This window comes from Enhygromyxa salina, assembly GCF_000737335.2.
Lineage (GTDB): Bacteria > Myxococcota_A > Polyangia > Nannocystales > Nannocystaceae > Plesiocystis > Plesiocystis salina_C.
The window spans coordinates 1-18,502 of record NZ_JMCC02000160.1; the positions used below are offsets into that span (position 1 = coordinate 1).

Sequence of the window (18,502 nt, forward strand, 5' to 3'; positions counted from 1 at the left end):
GGCGCCGCCGTTGGCGGGCTCGAGCAGCGCCGCGTCTTCGGGCTCGAGCACCACGCCGCCGGGCACGAACGCGGGATCGTACTGCGGAGCCCGATCGATCGCGGAGGCCGCCCGGCGCAGCTCGGCCTCGTCGGCGCGGGCCGACTCCGCTTCGCGATCGGGCGGACCGATCGGTCGATCCTGGACGAACTCGGTGGCCGCGCTCGAGTCCCGCACATGAACGACGACCGAGCGCTGCAGATCACTGGGGAGGTAGCCGGTCCACCCGTGCGGCAGCGTCGGCCCGGTCCACTCGAACACGTAGCGCGCGTCGTAGGGCGCCAAGTTGACGCAGCCGTGGCTCTTGCGGTTGCCAAAGTTGTCGTGCCAATAGGCCCCGTGCAGGGCGTTGTGGCCCTGAAACAGCAGCACCCAAGGGACGCCCTGGACCATGTAGGGGTTGTCCTCGTAGGCCTGGTTGGCCATGGTCGTTGCGGCGACCTTGGCCCACACGGGGTAGTTGCCGCGCGGCGTGGGCATGCCCCTGCCCGAGGACACCATGGTCGCAAACACGGCTCGACCGCCGCGGTAGGCGACGAGCACCTGCTCACCAAGGTCGACGTCGATCCACTGATCATTGCCAGTGTTCTTCCCGCGCCAGTCGTCGAGGACCTCGGGCGGAGCGGACGCCGTGAGGTGAACCTCGTTGAGGTGCCCGGCGTCGATCCACAGGCCCTCACCGACCCGCCAGAACGTGTTGCGACCGGTGTCGCTGCGCTCGAGCAAGGGGACCCGCGTGCGCAGCTCGAGCTCGAGGACCCGCTCGGCCCCGGCGTCGGGCGCCGCCCGAACGGGCGTGCCCTTCTTGAGGTTGGTCCACGCGAAGCTGGGCCCGGCGTGGTCGCCGGTGAGCTCGACCCCGGCCCACTCGCTGCCCTGGCCGCCGTATCGGATCCCCGCCTTGGGCACCAGCGCGCCGTCCTCGGTCTGGATCCACTCGGCGCCGTCGTACTCGAGGCTGCGCGCGACCACCACGCTCATGCCCTTGGTCAGCGGTCGACTTGGCACGCCGGCGTCGATGTCTGCGTAGCCGTTGTACATGGGGACGCCGTCGGTGCGGACGAAGGCGTAGGTGAAGGGGACCCGCTGATCCTGGTCTAGCTGCATCGCCGCGCCGGGTGTTGGCCCGCGCTTGCTGGTCTGGACGTGCTCCGAGCACACGAAGCCAAACGGGTAGACGGCGTACCAGGGCTTGCCGGAGCAGCCCTTGTCATCGCGGCTCTGGACGATCCCGCGGACCACGAAGCGGGTGCCATCCGACACGGTGGCGACCCGGCGGTGGGGCACCCAGGGGCGCGCGCGGACGACGGTCTCGGGCCACGCGGCTTCGACGTAGCGAACCTCGGTGGGCTCGATCTTGGCTTCGTCGGCGGTGGGTCCGGGCTCGAGGCCCGTGAGGGCCCGCAGCGTATGGGCGAAGAGCGTGGCAGTGATCAGCATGGCGCGCCGAACTGAATCGGAAGGGGGATCGGGGAGCGAAATCGGACTGCTCGCATGATCCAGGCGGATCGTCCGCGAGCGTCGGCGCTCAAGCTATCATCGCTCCACGCCGACCCAAAAACATACGAACGACGGGCGCCCAGCATTCCGCGGCCGCCAGCTCGCGCTGCTGATCGTCACGGTCGTGGCGCTCGCCGCGATCTGTACGCCGTGGGCCAACATCCTGACCGACAACGCCGACGGCGCCGGGATGCAGGCGCATCTGCACGCGATCTTCGAGGCCCGCGACCTGCTCTATGACGACGAGTACGCGGCGCTGCGCATGTCGCCGCTGTTTGCGTTCGTGACCGAGCGCGGGGTCGTGTCCAACCACTGGCCGGCCGGCGCGAGCTTTTTACAGGCGCCTGGCTGGCTGCTGGGTCGGCTCGCGGGGCTGGTGCTGGTGGGCGAGGGTGTCTCGGAGCGGGCCGCGACCTGGACGCTGCCGCTGTTGGGCCTGCGCTGCTGGGCGATGCTGGTGCTGGCGTGGTTGATCGCGCGGGTCCATCGCTGGCTGTGTGCGCACGTCGACAAGCGCAGCGCGACGCTGACCTGCGCCGCGCTGGTGCTGGGCACCCCGCTGCTCTACTACGCCGCCGAGTCGCCCCTGCGCCCGCACTTGTGGGGGGCGGCCGTGGTCGCCGTGCTGACGATGCGGTGGTTCGACGCGATCGAGCACGCCGTCGCGGATCCCGAGCGCGCGGCGGCAAACCTGCGGCGGCCGGTCGAGCTGGCGATCTACGCGGGCCTGGCCACGGCCGTGCGCCCGCAGCTGGCGATCCTCGCGGTGCTGGTGGCCCACGAGCGCTGGGTTGCGAGCGCCGAGATGTCCGTGCGCGATCGGCTTGGGCTGCTGGCGCGCCACGGGGCGGTGAGCGGCGCCGCGTTCTTGGTCTGGCCGCTGGTGGTGCTGCGCATGCAGATCTGGATGTACGGCGCGAGCAGCCTGGGCGACTACGGCGGCGAGGTCACCCATCACCTGCGCGCGTTCTTGCTGTCGACCCATCACGGCGCGCTGGTGTGGTGCCCCGTGCTGGTGCTTGGGCTGCTGGGGTTGGCGATCGGCGCGGCGGGGCGACAACGAGGGGCGATCGTGTTGCTTGGGCTCGTCGCCGTGCAGATCTGGCTGGACGCGGGCACCCGGGAGATCGAACCGTATCGGGTGCTGGGCACGCGGACCTGGACGGGCGGCACGGCCTTCGGTCCGCGCAAACTTTTGGACGCGGTGCCCTTGATGCTGCCGGGGGTCGTGTGGCTCTCGCGCTGGCTCGAGGGGCAGGCGCCGATCGAGCGGCGGCGCTGGCAGCTGCGCTTGGGGGCGGCGACGCTGCTGGCGATGGTTCCGACCACGTTGTTGCTGGCGGCGGCGATTGTTGATCCCAACGTGTGCTCGACGATCATGGATGGCGATCGTTTGGTGATCGCGCTGGGGTTGGGCTTCGATCCTGGCAACTGGGCGCAGGCGTGGGCACAGCGGGCGCTTCCTCTGAAAATATCGGTGACGATCGCGGCTGTGGTTGGGGTGCCGCTTGCGACGTTGGTGGTCCTCGAGCTGCGCCGGGCGGTGCCGGTGGAGGGGTGGGGCCGGCGGGCTCGCTGGCCTTGGATGTTGGCGCTGGTAATCGGACTGGGCGCGCACGCGTGGCTGCTGCATCTCGAGCAGCGTAGTCAGGCTTTGCTTGTCGCGGATCCGGGGCGGATGCCGCGGGCTGCGGCGCAGATGAATGCTTGGCATGTGGCGACGGTCGCGGAGATTCCTCGGCACCAGGCGTTGTTGCGGGCTCGGCTTGGGGTGGGGGGCGGTTGAGTAGGGGGGAATGCGGGGGGGGTGACGGCGGGCAGCCCTGGTTGCCGGGCCGTCGTATTGCAACCGGTGTCTCCGCTGCGATCTGCGGGGGGTGATTTGACGGCGGGCAGCCCGGCGGGCACCGAGGGTCCCTGGTTGCCGGGCCGTCGTGTTGCAACCGGTGTCTCCGCTGCAATCTGCGGGGGGGTGATTTTACGGCGGGCAGCCCGGCGGGCACCGAGGGTCCCTCGGGGCGAAACCACTCACCGCTGGCATGTGGCGTGTCGGTCTTCTGGTAGTACGAGTGACCTTCACCGCTTCGATTGTGTCTAATACGCCGTGAATTTTCGCCCCGAGGGACCCTCGGAGCCCTGGTTGCCGGGCCGTCGTATTGCAACCTGTGTCTCCGCCTCGATCCGAATCCGGCATGCACTTTCGTCTGACATCTTGCCTCTCGAGCGCCTGGATTTCCCTTTGCAAAACTCGATGCTCGTGTTCATCACATCGCTCCTAGCGCCGAGAATCCCCCAACCGCAAGGCTCGGGTTGCCGAGCCCTCGCACGTCGCCTCGCCTCGCGGGCCTTCGCTTCGCAACACCTCCGCCCCAATCATGCGCCCCTCCTCATATCGCGGGCCTTCGCACCCAAGACCTCCGCCAAATGATACGCCCCCCGCAGCTTGCAGCGGCGCCATCGGTTGCAAAACGACGGCCCGCAACGAGGGCCCCGAGGGACCCTCGGAGCCCGCCGGGCTGCCCGCCGTCAAATCAGTCCCCCTCAGATCGCAGCGGAGACACCGGTTGCAACACGACGGCCCGGCAACCAGGGCCCCGAGGGTCCCTCGGGGCGAAAATTCACGGCGTATTAGACACAATCGAAGCGGTGAAGGTCACTCGTACTACCAGAAGACCGACACACCACATGCCAGCGGTGAGTGGTTTCGCCCCGAGGGACCCTCGGAGCCCGCCGGGCTGCCCGCCGTCAAATCACTCCCCCGTCACATCAGCCCGCCGGGCTGCCCCCCGTCACATCAGCCCCCCGCAGATCGCAGCGGAGACACAGGTTGCAACACGACGGCCCGGCAACCAGGGCCCCGAGGGTCCCTCGGGGCGAAAATTCACGGCGTATTAGACACAATCGAAGCGGTGCCGGTCACTCGTACTACCAGAAGACCGACACACCACATGCCCGCGGTGAGTGGTTTCGCCCCGAGGGACCCTCGGAGCCCGCCGGGCTGCCCGCCGTCACAACCACGGTCTCATCCACGGTCTCATCCACGGTCTCATCCGCCGGGCTGCCCCCCTCATCCACCCGAATCAAACTCAGAACGTGACCCCAACATCGAAGATGAACCGCCCATTGCGGTCATCGGTAGGCCCAACATTATAGCGCCCCGGCAGCAAGACCGCGTAACCAAGTGCCATTGTCACGATCCCAATATCCAGTTTCAAGAAGTTTGCCCCCACACTATGGCGAAAGTCCCGGACGAAATTGAACTCGTCCCAAAACTGGGTGAGCACGCCAAAGTCGTAGAAGATCGAGTGCGCCAGTGCGCCGCCAAAGATGTCGCGGACCGAGGTTACCTGCAGCGCGACGCTGCCGATCGCCCGAATGTGGCCACCTTGCGCGCGCGGCCGATAGACCACTCCGCCGAACGGCAGATCGATCTCTTCCACGTCAACGAGCATCGTCTCGGGCAGGATCCCGCGCAGGCCCAAGTCGGCGGTCCCGCCTCCGTAGTAGCGCCATACGTCTGGCACGGTCTGCGTGGCGATGGTCTGTCCGCGAAATCCAGGGCCGTGAAATGGGATCAGGTGGCCATAGCGCAGGCTGTAGCGGAAGTTGATCCGCTCTTGGGTGCCTGGGATCGGCAGCGGGATGAAGTGTTGCCAGCTCAGGTCGATGCGCGCCCACCAGTCCAGGCCACCCAGCCACGGCGAAGCCAGCTTGAGGTCCATGGTCGCCAAAAAGCCGTCGTGGGGGTTGAAGGCGTTGTCGACCCGGGTCAGGACCACGCCCGTGTCGATCAGCCCGGTGAGATCGGAGACGACGCCGCCGCCGCGGTTGACCCACGCGTTGTCGCTGCCCGCGAGCGGCTTGGCGATGTCCTTGCTGACGTTGGCCAGCTGAAACAGGTAGCCGGCGTAGAAGGTCCACTCGCCGAACCTCCGGCTGATCCGCACGGCGCCGTTGACCGACAAGATGCGGCCGCGGGCTGGGGTTGCGCGCTGCTGGACGCGGCCGTTGATGTCGAGATCGAAGCTGGTCCCGAACACGTGCGGGCGCGAGAGCGTGGCGGCGACCAGGCGCTCGAAGCACTCTTGGCCCGCGCACAGAGAGGTGCTCTCGAGCTGGCTCGACAGATCAAACCCGTAGCGGCCCTCGAGCGACAGATCCCAGGCAGTCCCCCACAGGTTGGGGAAGCTGGGGTTGGCGAACAAGAAGAAGGGATTGAGGGTCGCGATCCCAAACCCAAAATCGACGTTCATCGCCACGTCCTTGGCCTCTTCGAACGCGATGACCTGGTGGACTTGGCAGACCCCCGGATCGTCGAAGCCGCAGTCGACCGGGTAGGGCGTGATCGTGACGGACTTGGCGACGCCAGCAGACTCGATCGAGGCCGCGGACGCGTCGACGAGGCGCTGGTCGTAGGGCTCGCCCGTCTTGAACTTCAGCTCGCGGCGCAGGACCCAGTCGCGGGTCTTGAAGTTGCCGCGAAACAGGATCTCACCGAACTCGCCGACCTTGCCCTCATAGACGTTGACGACCGGCTCGACGACGACCTGCCGCTCGGAGGCGCGGTTGTAGCAGATCCCAAACCGGCTCTCGGTCAGGTTGCGGGCCGCGTCGGCGCTGAGGGTCTGGCCGCCGGGGGAGGTGTAGCGCCAGGTCAGCTCGGCGTCGGCGATCGGGTAGCCGCTGCCGTGGTAGTGGCTGACCACGGCGCTGCGGACCTCACGGCCAAGGCTGGGGGTGATCGGTACGTCGCCGGCCGACGCCTCGCCGCGCCTGCGCAGGGGGCTGCGGGCGATCGCTTCGGCGGCCACGGATGGATCACTGGCCTCGCGCACCAGCGGATCGGTGATCTTGCGCGAGAAGGGGATCGGCTGCTCGATCAGGCGGACGTCCTCGGACTTGGCGGTGACCAAGCGCGGCCCCGGCTCGACGTGGACACGGACAAAGATCTTGGCGCGGTCAGCCCTGAGCACGCCGGCGAGGCCGTCGGCGTTGAACTGCTCGATCCACTTGGCCTCGCCGCCGCTGTCGAGCAAGTCCTGGACGGTGAGGCGGGCGCGAACGCCAGGCTGGGCCGGCGCGTCAGCCTGGCCGTCTTCTGGATCTCGGAGCGCGTCCTCCCAGAACGCGACGTACACGAACACGTCGGCGCACAGGTAGCCCTCGGCGTTGTAGGCAGCGAGCACGGACTGGATGTCGGCCAGCGCGTCGGTCTCGCTGAACTTGCCGCCAGATCGCAGGCGCCGCTCGTCCTCCCAGGCCCGCTCGATCCGCCTGGCGACATCGTTGTTCAGGCGGGCCGGCCGGGTGATCGAGAGGTCGGCGATCTCGATCTTGGGGCCCTCGGCGATCTCGAAGCGCAGCTTGTCCATCGACTTGAAGTCGAGGTGCTGACCTTGGACCCGCGCGAACAGGTAGCCCTTGCTCTGATAGAACGCGCGGATGTTGGCCGCCTCGCGCTCGGCCGCGGCCGGGCTCGCGGGTTCGCGGCGGTTGAACAGCTGGATGTGCTTGCGCAGCTGACTGTCGCTGAAGCGCAGCCCCGAGTCGCGGGTCCGCCGGCGCTTGCCGCCGCCGCGCGAGTGCCTGAACTCGGTCTGGACCGAAGGACCGCGGGCGACCTCGACCTGCAGCGGGATGCTGTGGCTGTCGAAGTTGGTCTCGGGCTTGATGTCGTCGTAGCTGGTGCGGACCTCGACCTGGGGGTGCGGGGTCGCGGCTTCGCTGCGCCAGAATCGGCCCAGGCCCGCGTTGGGATCGGCGTAGGCCGAGATGACCTTTTGCTGGGCGCGATCCATGAACTCGCGGGTGATCCGGGTGCGAAACACGCCAAGCACCTTGGGGATGAACTGCCGCCGGATCCAGCGGACGTCCCGATCCTCGAGGGGCTCGCCGCTGCCGACGTCACCCTGGGCGTCGATGTCTTCGATCGTCACGCCCCGACGGTCGACCTTGTAGGCCCGGCCCTTGTCGAGGAACACGTAGAGATCGGCCTCGTCCGAGGCCCGGCCACACACCAGGGCGAGCTGCGAGGTGCCGTCGAAGTAGCCGCTGTCGAACAAGAATTGATCGAGGCGCGCGAGCTCGTCGCGCTCCCACTCGAGGCAGGCGACGTCGCGGCCGTCGCAGATCGGGGGAGGGGAGCCCTGGCGCAGGCGCTTGGGCTCGACGCACTGACCGCGCGCGAGCGCGCCCGGCTGCGCCTCGATGCTCAGCTGGCGCATGATGTCGCGCTTGGCGAGCGGGATATGCCCGCGGATCCGCACCCGCCTGAGCGAGCGTCCGGGCCGGACTTCGATCACGAGCTCGCCCTTGGCGACCGGGTAGAACTCGGCCCGGTAGCCAAGCTCCGCGAGCCGGGCGCTGTACTCGAAGGGGTAAAAGTTGCCCTGGCGCAGGCCAATGATCGTCTCGACGCGGGGTGCATCGTCGCCCTGGACGAAGGTGCCGTGGAGGCTGACCTTTTGAACGTCGACGTAGAACACCCCGGCGCTGGTGACCGCTGGCCGGACCGCCATCAGCACCTCGTGGGTGTCGAGCGGGGCGAGGAATACCTCGAAGCCGTCGACCGCGAGGCGCTCGAGTCGGTACAACAGCAACGCCTGGTCCGACCCGCGCAGCCGGGCTTCGATCATACGGGGCCCACGCCCGGTGTCGACGACTTGGTTGCAGTCGAGCAGCTCGAGGTTGGTGGTGGCCATCAACGACAGCGCCTGGGCGACCGGATACAGCGCGTCACCTCGATTGCGTATGTCGCAGCCCGTACCAGGTAGGAGCGCTGGCGCGTCGCCGGTATCGGCCGGGGCTGGCGACAGCTGTCCGCCGCGACCTGGGCGGTCTTGCTCCTGACCTGGGCCCGGCGTTGCACCCGGCGGCCTGACGCGCCCCGGCTCGGGCGCCTCGAGGTTGCGAACGGTCTGCGAGGGTTGGAGCTCGCTGTCGCTCGCGGGCTGCTCGGGATCAGGTGGGGGGGATTCCGGCTGCTCGGGAGCTTGCTCGCCGCTCGTGCTCTCGGTCTCGGCTTCGGTCTCGGCTTCGGTCTCGGGTTCGGGCGGCGCTGCGTGGGTCGAGCTTGGCCACACACCGAGCAGGCAGATCAGCGCGAGCGCCAGCACGGCGAGACCACGTCGCCCGCGTCGCCCATCTGGCGAAGTCTCGGCACCGTGCCGGGCTAGCTTGAACGCACGCATCATCAGCAACGGTCGACCACGCGATCAGCGGGCGCTGGGGGCCACAACGGTTCCACGAAACTGGATCGAGCGGTAGCTGGGTGGATCGACGATGAGCACGCGGTTGGTATAGGTGCGGAGCCCGAAGGCGGCCTCGAGCGCGGCGTTCTCGAGGATCTCGAGGCGGCCAGAGAACGAGCGGCTGTCGCGGACGACCGAGCCAGGATACCCGCGGGTGTACTGGACGTTCAGCCCCATCCGGCCCCAGCCCCAGCGGAACCACTCGGGGCGGGTCTCGGCCTCGAGCACGACGCCGATCTGGTCCACGCGGATCCGGATCGGGGGCACGTAGTTGGCCGCGCGGGGGATCTCGCGCTCGAGCACCTCGGTGAGCTCGACCTGGGCGAGGCGACCGGCGAGCGGCAAGAACCGGGTGCCGAGCAGGCTGTTGCTGTTGCGGCTGTCTCGCACGTCCGAGGCCGCGAGATCGGTGTTGCCGGCGTCGAAGATCAAATAGTCGACGCAGCCCCGGGCGGTCGCCAGGGCCCCCGAGGTGTCGCCGGGGGCCGTGCACTCCCACTGGATCGCGTCGAGCGTGCCGCTGAGGTTGAGGTTCAAGGTCAGCAGCTGGTTGTTGACCTTGATCTGCTTTTGCCGAATCGCGGACACATCGACCTTGCTCTGCGAGAGATCGTGGATGATCAGCACGCGCCCGCGAGAGACATCGTAGGCCCCGCCCAAGATGTCGATGTCGATGATCCCGCGCTCGACGTCGATCGTGCCGTTGAGATCGGGATCGCCGACGCTGCCCCCGAGCCGCAGATCTGCGCGGGCCTCGAGCTTCTTGGCGACGTTGTTGTCGAGCCGAAATGGGGCGCCCGTCCGCAGGCGCAGATCGAGCTCGAGGTTGCGGATGAACGCTGGCAGCTGCGAGGGTGGGGCGGGGTTTGGGTCCGCGAACGAGAGCACGGCGATGCCCTGGCGAGCGTCGCGTAGCCACGTCGAGCGATCGATCAGCAGATCGCCGCTGATCCGTCCGTTGGCGCCGTCGGTCTCGAACTGGATGCGATCGCTGCTGAGCGCGGCCTCGAGCTGGGTGCGCCCGGAGTTGTCGGCCAGCGTGAGCGGGAAGCTGTTGGCGGCGGCGGTGACGCTGGCCGACTCGATCCCGTCGAAGGTGTCCGCCAAGACCAGCTCGCCCCACAGGTCGGCGCGTCCGCGGTCGCCGATCCGCACGGCCAGCGCGTCGCTGGGCTTGGCCTTGGACTGCGCCGAGCGACGCCCCGCGATCCACACGGCGAGGCCCCGGGTCCGCCGCGCGGCGCCGGGGTCCGTGGCCGCTCCGCCCGCGTCGGCGGTGACCGGACACGGTCGCGCGGGGGTGCACTGGCGGACCTCGACGAGGCCGGACGCGAGCCGCAGCTCACCCACCTGCGAGATCGAGGCACGGATCGCCTTTCGGTCGAGGCTGAGGGTCGCCGTCAGCATGTCGAGCGGCGGCTCGCGGATCTCGAACATCGAGCCATCGACGAGCTGTGGGCCCCCCAGCTGTTCACGCTGGTCGCGGGCCTCGAGATCCGACAAGAACGCGTTGACGCGCGCGAGGCTGCTGGCGGCGTGGAAGCTGCGGATCTCGAGGGCGCCGCCCGAGCTCTCGACCAGGTCGGGGGCCAACCGGCGGAGCAGCGCGCCGTCGATGTTGCCCGCGGCCGCCAGCGCGAAGTGACCGCTGCACGGGCCGGCAAGATCGAGGAAGCTGGCGCGGTTGTTGATCTCACCGATCCGCAGGACCTCGTCATAGACCGAGACCGCGCCGTCGAGATACACGGTGCCGCCCGCCATGCGAAGATCGAGCTTGGAGATCTCGATGGGGATCGGGCGTGAGCGCCGGCGACCGCGGGCGTCGACCTCGTCGTCGGCGAGGCTCAGCACGATCGGCTCGCCGTCGGGCAGCCGGACGAAGCCGGTCACCGTTGGCGCCGTGATCACCCCGCTGACGGCGAGATCAATGGCGAGCCGGCCGACCGGGCTGTCGATCCCGAGCTGACCGATGAACGGCGCGATCGCGCTGAAGTCGATGCCCCCGACGAGCGACGCCGCGCTGTTGCCCGGGGGCAGGCTGGCGTTGTCTGGGATCCCAGGGACGCAGCGACGCGCCGCGGCGGCCAGCTCGGGCTCGGGGGCATCGGTGGTCGCCTCGCCACCCGTGAGATCGAAGGTGCCCTGGACCTCGAGCTCTGGACCTTGCTTGCCGCCGCTGCGGAGCCGCCAGGGCTCGGCCAGGCTCAGGTGGCTGCCATCGAGCCGGGCCGAGAGCGCGTTGACGGAGCAGGTGGTGTCGCGCTCGAGGCAGGGATCGGCGCCTGTCACCGCGCCGCCGTCACGCCGGCCGCGATACCAGAGGTTGGCGAGGTGCAGGTCGATGCTGACGGCCTTGCCGGCGAGCTGGCGCGGATCGCTGGGGTCGAGCTTGGCGCAAGCCGACAACAGCGGGCTCTGGGCGTCCTCATGGCTGGGGCAGTAGCGCAGCTGGGCCGAGAGGTCTTGCAGCCCGCCGACGACGTGATCGCGCCACTGTTCGCGGCTGGGGTGGGCGAGCAGGGTGTCGAGCGGGAGGTTGGCGAAGCGCAGGTCGACCGTGGCCTCGATCTGGTTGTCCTTGCCGCCGCCAAACGCGACGGTCGCGTCGACCCGCCAGTCGAGCTCGCCAACGCTGCCGCGGAAGCTGCCCGTGTCGCCGCTGGCCCCAGACTTGCTCGACAGCGAGCCCCCGACGCGGACCTCGCGGTGGTTGCCTGTCGCCGCGCGGCGCTGCTCGATGTTGGCGGGTTGATAGGGGACGTCTTCGCTCGAGAATTCGAGCACGCCGCCGCCAAGCGGGATGCCGAACGCGCCCAGCTGCGCGAGCACCAGCTGGCCGCTGACGTCGGGGCGGCGCAGGCTCCCGCTGACGTCGAGCTGGCTGCCCTGTGAGACCTGGCCGCGGATCGGGACGTCCAGCTCGAGCGCGGTGGCCAACGCCGACAGCGGCAGGTTGATCGCGCGGACGTCGAGCGCCAGCTTCGGATCATCGTCGAAGCTGACCTCTCCGGTGACCGCCACCCGGCCAAGCGGCACGCTCGCGCGCGGGTCCAGCGACGGGCTGACCGGCCGATGGTAGGCGACGCTCATGCGATCGATCTGGATCCCGTCGCGGGTGAACGCGAAGCTGGCCTCGGCGTCGCGAAAGTCGATGCCGGCCAGCGACAGGGTCTGCGCGTAGGCGCCCCCGCGGGCCTGCAGCTGCGACAGCGGGAGCGGGCGCTTCTCCTCGCTGCCGTCGTCGAGCACCAGCTCGATCGTTGCCCCGCGGGCCCCGATCCCGCTGCCAAGGATGTCGTCACGGTTGATCTCTTCGAGGCGCACGGCCGCGCGCAGCTTGGGATCAGGCAGCGCCTTGCCGTTGCTACCAAGCAGCACCAAGTCGGCCGAGAGCGGCCCGCGGCCGCCGAGCAACTGCACGCTCGGGCTGCTGATTGACAGCGTGCCAGCCTTGAACGTGATGCTGGCGTCGTGGATGTCGTCGACCGCCAGCGCCCCCGAGCCAGCGCCGGCGACATCGATCGAGCCGGACCCGCGCGGGTTGGACAGCGGACCGCTGCCCGAGAAGTCCAGCGCCAGGGTGTCGAACCAGCGGGGCAGGCCGAACGCGCGCAGGAACGCCTCGCCGTTGTCCACGCGCACGCTCGCGGTGGTTGGCGCGAGCTCCTCGAACTTCGCGTCGAGCCCCCCGCTCAGGCGCAGCTGCCCGCCGTCAACGCCGATCCTGAGGCCGCGCAGATCGAGGCCGTCGACGGCGTCCCAGATCACGTCGCCGTCAGCCCGGAGGTTGCGCGGGAGGTTGTCGTCGGCCGGCCCGCGGTCGCGGGTGATGTCGACCCCGTGCAGCTCGGCCTCGGCGTGGTCGAGGCCTGCGTCGCCGATCACGACTTGGTGGATCTGCACGCCGCCGCTGGTGCTGCCTTGCAGCATCCCGCCGAAGTCGGGGTCTTCGGGGGTCAGCTGCCCAAGGTTGACGCCGATCAGATCCAGGTACAGCGAGATCAACCAAGGTTCGCCCTCGCGCGGCAGCACGATGTGATCTTGGCCGGAACGTCGGTGCAGGCGCACGCTGCCGTCGAGCACCGATCCGCGCAGGGTGTCGAGGTAGACGATCCAGCGCTGGCCGTCGTCGGGCTCCGTGGGCGCTGCAGGATCGACGGCCGCGGGCTCGAGCGCCGGCCAGATCTCGGGGCGTGGATCGAGCGCCAGCGACAGCGAGACGTCGACGTCGTCGAGGGCCCAGGCTGGCTCGGGAAACAGATCCAGGGTCAGGGCCTGACCGACCGCCAGCAGGACCACGTCGTCGGCCGGGCCCTTGGCCTTGAGGCTCGCCGGCGCGCCGTGGGCCGCGACCATCGATCGCGTCCGACCTTCATCGTCGAGCTTGGGCGGCATCAGGACCTCGACGAGCGGGCCGGCGTTGGTGGTGCCAAGCCCAAAGTCGAAGCGCAGATCGTCGAACACGTCGATCAACCGGCCCTCGAACACGGTGGGTGAGCCGCCCAGGTCCGCGTCGCCGCGGAGCCACAGATCGCCGATCGGCCGATAGTTCATGCCCGACGCGACCTCGAGCTCACGCAGCGCCGCGATGTCGATGGGCCCGTCGTGGATGTTGGTGATCACCACGTTGCCCTGGCCCCCGCGGGCCGAGACCTCGTAGCGCAGCGGCAGGGTCTCAGGCTTTTGACCGGGCAAGTCGGCGTAGTCGGCCGGGGCCCAGCCCTCGAAGTCCAGGCCGATCTCGATCTGTTCGAAGTTCAGCTTCGTCGACCAGCCCGAGCGCTGCTCGAGGTCGATCAGCAGCGCGAGGCCGTCGAGCTGCCCGTGATCGATCTGAAACGACAGCTTCTTGAGCTCGGGCGGCGGGTTCAGGTCCGTGTAGGTGTCGAACGCGTTGATCAGGCTGAGCATCCACTCCCCGTCGCGGTGCTCGTTTTGATAGCTGCGGACGTCAACCCACAGCTCGCCGTGGTTCTGGATCTCTTCGAAGTGCAGGACCCACGGGATCTCGAGCAGGCCCGGCACGCCCAGCCGGTTCCACGGGATGATCTCGTGCATCACGAGCTCGACCTCGACGTGCTCGGCGTAGGCGGTGCGCTTGGACTTCTCGAGCCCGTCGATCTTGAAGCCCTCCCAGACCTCGAGGTCGTAGCCGTGCACCGTGTGGGGCTGACCCGTCAGCAGATCGACGATCAGCATCGGGCTCCAGTGCAGGCTGCCGAAGCTGAGCTCACCGTCGACCAATCCACCGATCTTGTCGGTCAAGAACCCCGCGAGGCGCTCGTCATTGAAGAAGTGGTAGGCGCCCAAGTAGGCGACGTTGAACAGCAGCAGCAAGATCATCAGCAGCTGCAGCGGCAGCTTGACCAGCAGCATCGTGGCGACAGGGTGGGCGCGCCGGGTTGGCTGCGGCGAGGCCATGAACTGCAGGTACTGCGGATGCAGGCGGGGGATCTGAGCTGGCTGCTCGAGCGCGGTGTTGATCAGCGCGTCTCGAAATTGCTGAAGGCCCCGGTAGCTCGGGCTCTCGACCGGGACCGCCGCGACGGCGACGGAGCTCGCGCCTCGCACGATCGACTCGACCTCGGCGCGCGCGTCGAGGTCGACCTCGGCGAACGCCCTGTCGACGATCGGGGGGGGCTGGGCGCGCAGCGGGAGCGGGCGCGGGAGCGGGTAGCGCCACAGCAGCCGGCGGTCGCGGGCGAGCGCGTCCTCGCGGACCGAGCGCTTGAGCAGCCTAAAAAAACGCCGACGATCGCGTCGGCGATGGCGCGGCTTGTTGCTCGAGCGCCGGTGGACCGTGCGCCAGCGATCGAGCTCTTGATACGACTGGAACAGCAGGGCCATGTTGGGCCCGGTTGGAAACAGGTGCCGGTAGCGCGTCGTGCCGCACAGGTGCTCGAGCTTCTCGCGGCCGTCAGCCAGCAGATCGGCTTCGGCCTGCCAGCTGTCGGGCAAGGTCACTGGGCTGAGATTAGCACTCGCAACCCGCTGTCACGATGCACCGCCGGCACATGAGGCATGTCGGCGCCGCGGGCTGCGCGATGCCTCACACGGCCCTGTGAGCGCCCCAAAAAACGCCGCCAGGGTTTGCCAACAGTGCTAGCGTGCCGCCCGATGAGCACGCCCGATGCGCCCCTGGCACCCGAAGGACCGCCCGAAGCGGGCCCCGATCCGGCGATCGAGCCGACCCGGGTGCAGAGCTATATCTACGTCAAACCGGGCAGCTTCGAGGCTGAGCGGCACTTTTATCCACGTGTGCTCAACGCCCAGCTGCACCCCCTCGTGCGCTTCTTCCTGGCGCTGAGCAACGACCGGATCATCAACCGCTACTGCCACCTCAACCCGCGGGTCAACCCCGAGACCCTGGCAGAGATCCTCAACACCGAGCCCCGCCACTTTCGCTGGTCGGGCGCCGACCTGCTTCATGTCACGACCGAAGCTGGCCGGCGGCACATGGTCGTGGTCGAGACCAACTCGTGTCCCTCGGGCCAAAAGTCGATGCCCAGCTTCGAGGAGCACGACGATCAGCTGGGCTACCGCAAGAACCTCGAGCGGGCGTTCATGCCCTTGCTCCGTGGTCGGCGGCTGCCGCCGGGCGAGCTCGCGGTGATCTACGACAAGAACCCGATGGAGTCGTCGGGCTACGCGGCCGCGATGGCCGACTTGTTTCAAGAGCCGGTCCACCTGGTCGAGTTCCCCGACGCGAGCCAGCGAAAGTCAGGCGAGGGCGAGGCCCAAGAAGCTCCGCGCTGTCGCTTCGTCAACGGCGTGCTCGAGATCCGCGACGCGTCCGAGACCTGGGTGCCGATCCGCTGCGCGTTCCGCTACGTGACCCAGCGGCCGTGGAACCGGCTGCCGATCCAGACCAAGACGGTGATCCTCAACCCGATCATTTCGTGCCTCGCGGGCGGCCGCAACAAGATGGTCGCCGCCAAGGCCTACGATTTTTACAACGGCACCTTGATGGGCACGGGCTTGGGCATTCGCACGCCCGAGACCATGTGGGACGTGTCCAAGCGCGAGATTCCCCTGTGGGTTCAGCGGCTCGGCGGCCACGCCGTCATCAAGGTCCCGTACAGCAACGCTGGCCAGGGTGTGTACACGATCACCTCCAAGGAGGAGCTCGATGCGTTCATGGCCGCCGACTACCCCTACGAGCGCTTCATCGTTCAGAGCCTGATCGGCAACGCGCAGTGGAGCTCGAAGACCCGCTCGGGCCGCCTGTATCACGTGGGCACGATCCCCAACAAGAAGGGCAACATCTTCGTCGCGGATCTGCGGGTCATGGTCTGCGCCGGGCCGGGCGGGTTTCGCCCGCTCGTCATCTATGCCCGCCGCGCTCGCTCGCCGCTGATGTCCACGCTTGGCGAGTACTCGAGCTGGGACATGCTCGGGACCAACCTGTCGATCAAGCGCGAAGGCGGGGGCTGGGACAGCGACACCGCGCGGCTGCTGCTGATGGATCGCAAGGACTTCAACCTGATCGGCGTCGGCATCGACGAGCTGATCGAGGCCTATATCCAGACCGTGCTCTCGACCGTGGCGATCGACCAAATGGCCCAGCGTCTGATCAACAAGAAGGGCGGGCTGCGGACCAAGCTGTTCCGCTCGCTCAACGACGACGACGCCCTGATCGCGGAGATCTTGGGTTGATCGGATCCAGGTTTCAGTCGGTCCACGAGTGCCCCGTCGTCGATCGCCTGGTGATCGACGACTTCGCCGTGGGCGAGCGCAGCCGCGCCGCCGTGGAGCTGATCCACGATGGGGCAGGGCAGGCCGTGCAGCTGCCGATCTTGGTCGCGCGTGGGCTCGAGCCGGGCCCCGTGTTTGGGGTCACCGCGGTCGTCCACGGCAACGAGGTCAACGGCATTCGCGTGATCCAGAAGCTGTTCGACTCGGTCGATCCCAAGCAGCTGCGCGGGACCTTGGTTGGGGTCCCGATCGTCAACCTGCCCGCGTACCTGGCCAACGAGCGGACCTTCTTTGGTTTCGATCTCAACCGCGTGATGCCCGGCCGGGCCGACGGCAACGCCGCCGACGTCTACGCGCACCGCTTCCTCGATCGCATTGTGGGGCAGTTCGAGTACCTCGTTGATCTGCACACGGCGAGCTTCGGCCGGATCAACTCGCTGTACGTCCGCGCCAATTTGGATCAGCGCGACACCGCCAAGCTCGCCGCGCTGCAACACCCCGAGATCGTCGTTCACAACGAGGCCCGCGACGGGACCCTGCGCGAGGCCGCGGCCGACCGCGACATCGTGGCGATCACCGTGGAGGTCGGCAACCCGCTGCGGTTTCAGGCCCGGCTGATCCGCGACTCGCTCGCTGGCATCAAGAACGTGCTGTCGAGCCTCGGCATGCTCCCGATCGAGATGGACCCGCCCGGCGATCCGCCCGTGTTCTGCACCAGCTCGCGGTGGGTCTACGCCCAGCACGGCGGCCTGCTCGAGGTGTTCCCCGATGTCTGCGACGAGGTCGAAGAGGGCGAGGTCATCGCGCGGGTCTCGAACGTGTTTGGGGATCTGATCGCCGAGTACCGCAGCGCGGTCACGGGGGTCGTCGTGGGGCGCAGCACCAACCCGATCTGCCAGACGGGCGCTCGCGTGGCCCACATCGGCGTGCCGGCGACGCGCTCGCAGCTCAGGCGCTGGGGCGTCGCTGCCGTCGCTGGGTAGGGACGAGCGCGCTCGCGGATGTTGATCGAGATCATTGCGCAGACGGCCGGAGTAGCAGAAGTTGACGGTGACAATGACGACGACGCGCTTTCAGATCCTCGTCTGCGATGGCCCGAGCTGCGGTCTGTGCCTCGACAGCGAGGCCTTGCTCGAGCACATTCAGGCTCGTGTCGCTGCCAGCCCACGCCTCGAGGGCCGGGTCCATGCGATCAACTTGACCTGCTTCGGGCGCTGCGACGAGGGGCCGAACATGCTGGTTCGAGCGGTCGCTGAGGGTGAGGATCCCGAGATCGAGCCCGAGATCGATGCGATCGTTGGGGCGCGCGGGTTGTACTTGGGGATGGATCGGGCTCGCGTGGATCGGGTGTTGGACGAACACTGCGAGACTGGGGAGCCGATCGAAGAGTGGGTCGAGAGTTACTGACACCTACGACGAATGGGGCGCACGCGACACGGTCAGCCTGGACGTGTGCTGGCTCCGCGATGAGAGCCTGAAGGACTCGGCGAACTTGCCGGATCCGCATGTGCTCGCCGAGAAGATCGCGGATGATCTGCGGGCGGCGCTCGGACAGTTCGAGGACGTGCTGTCGGATCTGCAGGTGCGCGCAGGCGCGTGACCCGACCATCCGGACGACGCGCTGGCGCGCCTGACGAGTACGCAGGGGAGGCCTCAGCGTCGCTCACGACGACGAGAAAGTTGCGGGCTCAGCTTCGGCGGATGGCACTTCGCCCGGGTTTCGAGCGTGACAGTTTAGATGAAGGATGGGTGGGTTTCAGCGGTTGATCAGCGTGGCCATCGCCGCATGTTGGGTGCTGCTCAGCGCTTGTGGGGATCGCCCGGACTTCCCCGGTTGGGGGCTGCGCGGTGCACTGGATATCAGGATGATCGAGCCGCCCAGCCAGGCGGCTGGCGAGCCGCACGCGTTCGAGCTTTGCCCGGATGGCGCCTGTCCGCGAGATGAGGCTGGGTATCTATTTTTGGGGGAATTCCATGAGCGGGTGGTTGATCTGCGGGTGCGGGGCTGCACGGTCGGG

Annotated in this window: 8 protein-coding genes; 5 read left to right on the forward strand and 3 right to left on the reverse strand. The window is 68.3% G+C overall.

What is annotated here, in order from left to right; genetic code table 11:
* On the reverse strand, positions 1-1,479 hold a 1,479-nt coding region (locus tag DB30_RS38180), incomplete at its 3' end, for a L,D-transpeptidase (RefSeq protein ID WP_052558709.1).
* A gap of 184 nt (positions 1,480-1,663) precedes the next feature.
* Between DB30_RS38180 and DB30_RS38185 the strand changes: the two genes are divergently transcribed.
* Positions 1,664-3,325, forward strand: a complete 1,662-nt coding sequence (locus DB30_RS38185; RefSeq protein ID WP_052558711.1) for a hypothetical protein — start codon at positions 1,664-1,666, stop codon at positions 3,323-3,325.
* Between the two features lie 1,300 nt (positions 3,326-4,625).
* Here DB30_RS38185 and DB30_RS38190 read toward each other — a convergent pair.
* Together DB30_RS38190 and DB30_RS38195 are read right to left on the reverse strand one after the other, a co-directional pair.
* Complete coding sequence (locus DB30_RS38190) at positions 4,626-8,654, reverse strand: POTRA domain-containing protein (RefSeq protein ID WP_146662515.1); 4,029 nt, start codon at positions 8,652-8,654, stop codon at positions 4,626-4,628.
* A gap of 99 nt (positions 8,655-8,753) precedes the next feature.
* Complete coding sequence (locus DB30_RS38195; protein ID WP_052558715.1) at positions 8,754-14,753, reverse strand: translocation/assembly module TamB domain-containing protein; 6,000 nt, start codon at positions 14,751-14,753, stop codon at positions 8,754-8,756.
* Between the two features lie 153 nt (positions 14,754-14,906).
* Here DB30_RS38195 and DB30_RS38200 point away from each other — a divergent pair, with 153 nt between their 5' ends.
* The 4 genes from DB30_RS38200 to DB30_RS38215 all read left to right on the forward strand — a co-directional run bounded on the left by DB30_RS38200 (position 14,907) and on the right by DB30_RS38215 (position 18,084).
* Positions 14,907-16,445, forward strand: coding sequence for an ATP-grasp domain-containing protein (locus tag DB30_RS38200; RefSeq protein ID WP_240480422.1), 1,539 nt, complete (start codon positions 14,907-14,909; stop codon positions 16,443-16,445).
* Entirely contained in the window at positions 16,442-17,467 is a 1,026-nt protein-coding gene (locus tag DB30_RS38205; RefSeq protein ID WP_240480423.1) for a succinylglutamate desuccinylase/aspartoacylase family protein, read from the forward strand. The genes DB30_RS38200 and DB30_RS38205 overlap by 4 nt, the downstream gene beginning before the upstream one ends.
* 73 nt (positions 17,468-17,540) lie before the next feature.
* A complete protein-coding gene (locus tag DB30_RS38210; protein ID WP_052558717.1) occupies positions 17,541-17,891 on the forward strand; it encodes a hypothetical protein in 351 nt (116 codons plus the stop codon).
* Between the two features lie 43 nt (positions 17,892-17,934).
* Positions 17,935-18,084, forward strand: coding sequence for a hypothetical protein (locus DB30_RS38215; protein ID WP_205633162.1), 150 nt, complete (start codon positions 17,935-17,937; stop codon positions 18,082-18,084).
* The last annotated feature ends 418 nt before the right edge of the window (positions 18,085-18,502 follow it).

What these genes read in the sequence shown, in the direction of transcription:
- DB30_RS38200 (WP_240480422.1), top strand. Translation starts at nt 14,907, where the DNA reads ATGAGCACGCCCGATGCGCCCCTGGCACCCGAAGGACCGCCCGAAGCG.
- DB30_RS38210 (WP_052558717.1), top strand. Translation starts at nt 17,541, where the DNA reads ATGACGACGACGCGCTTTCAGATCCTCGTCTGCGATGGCCCGAGCTGC.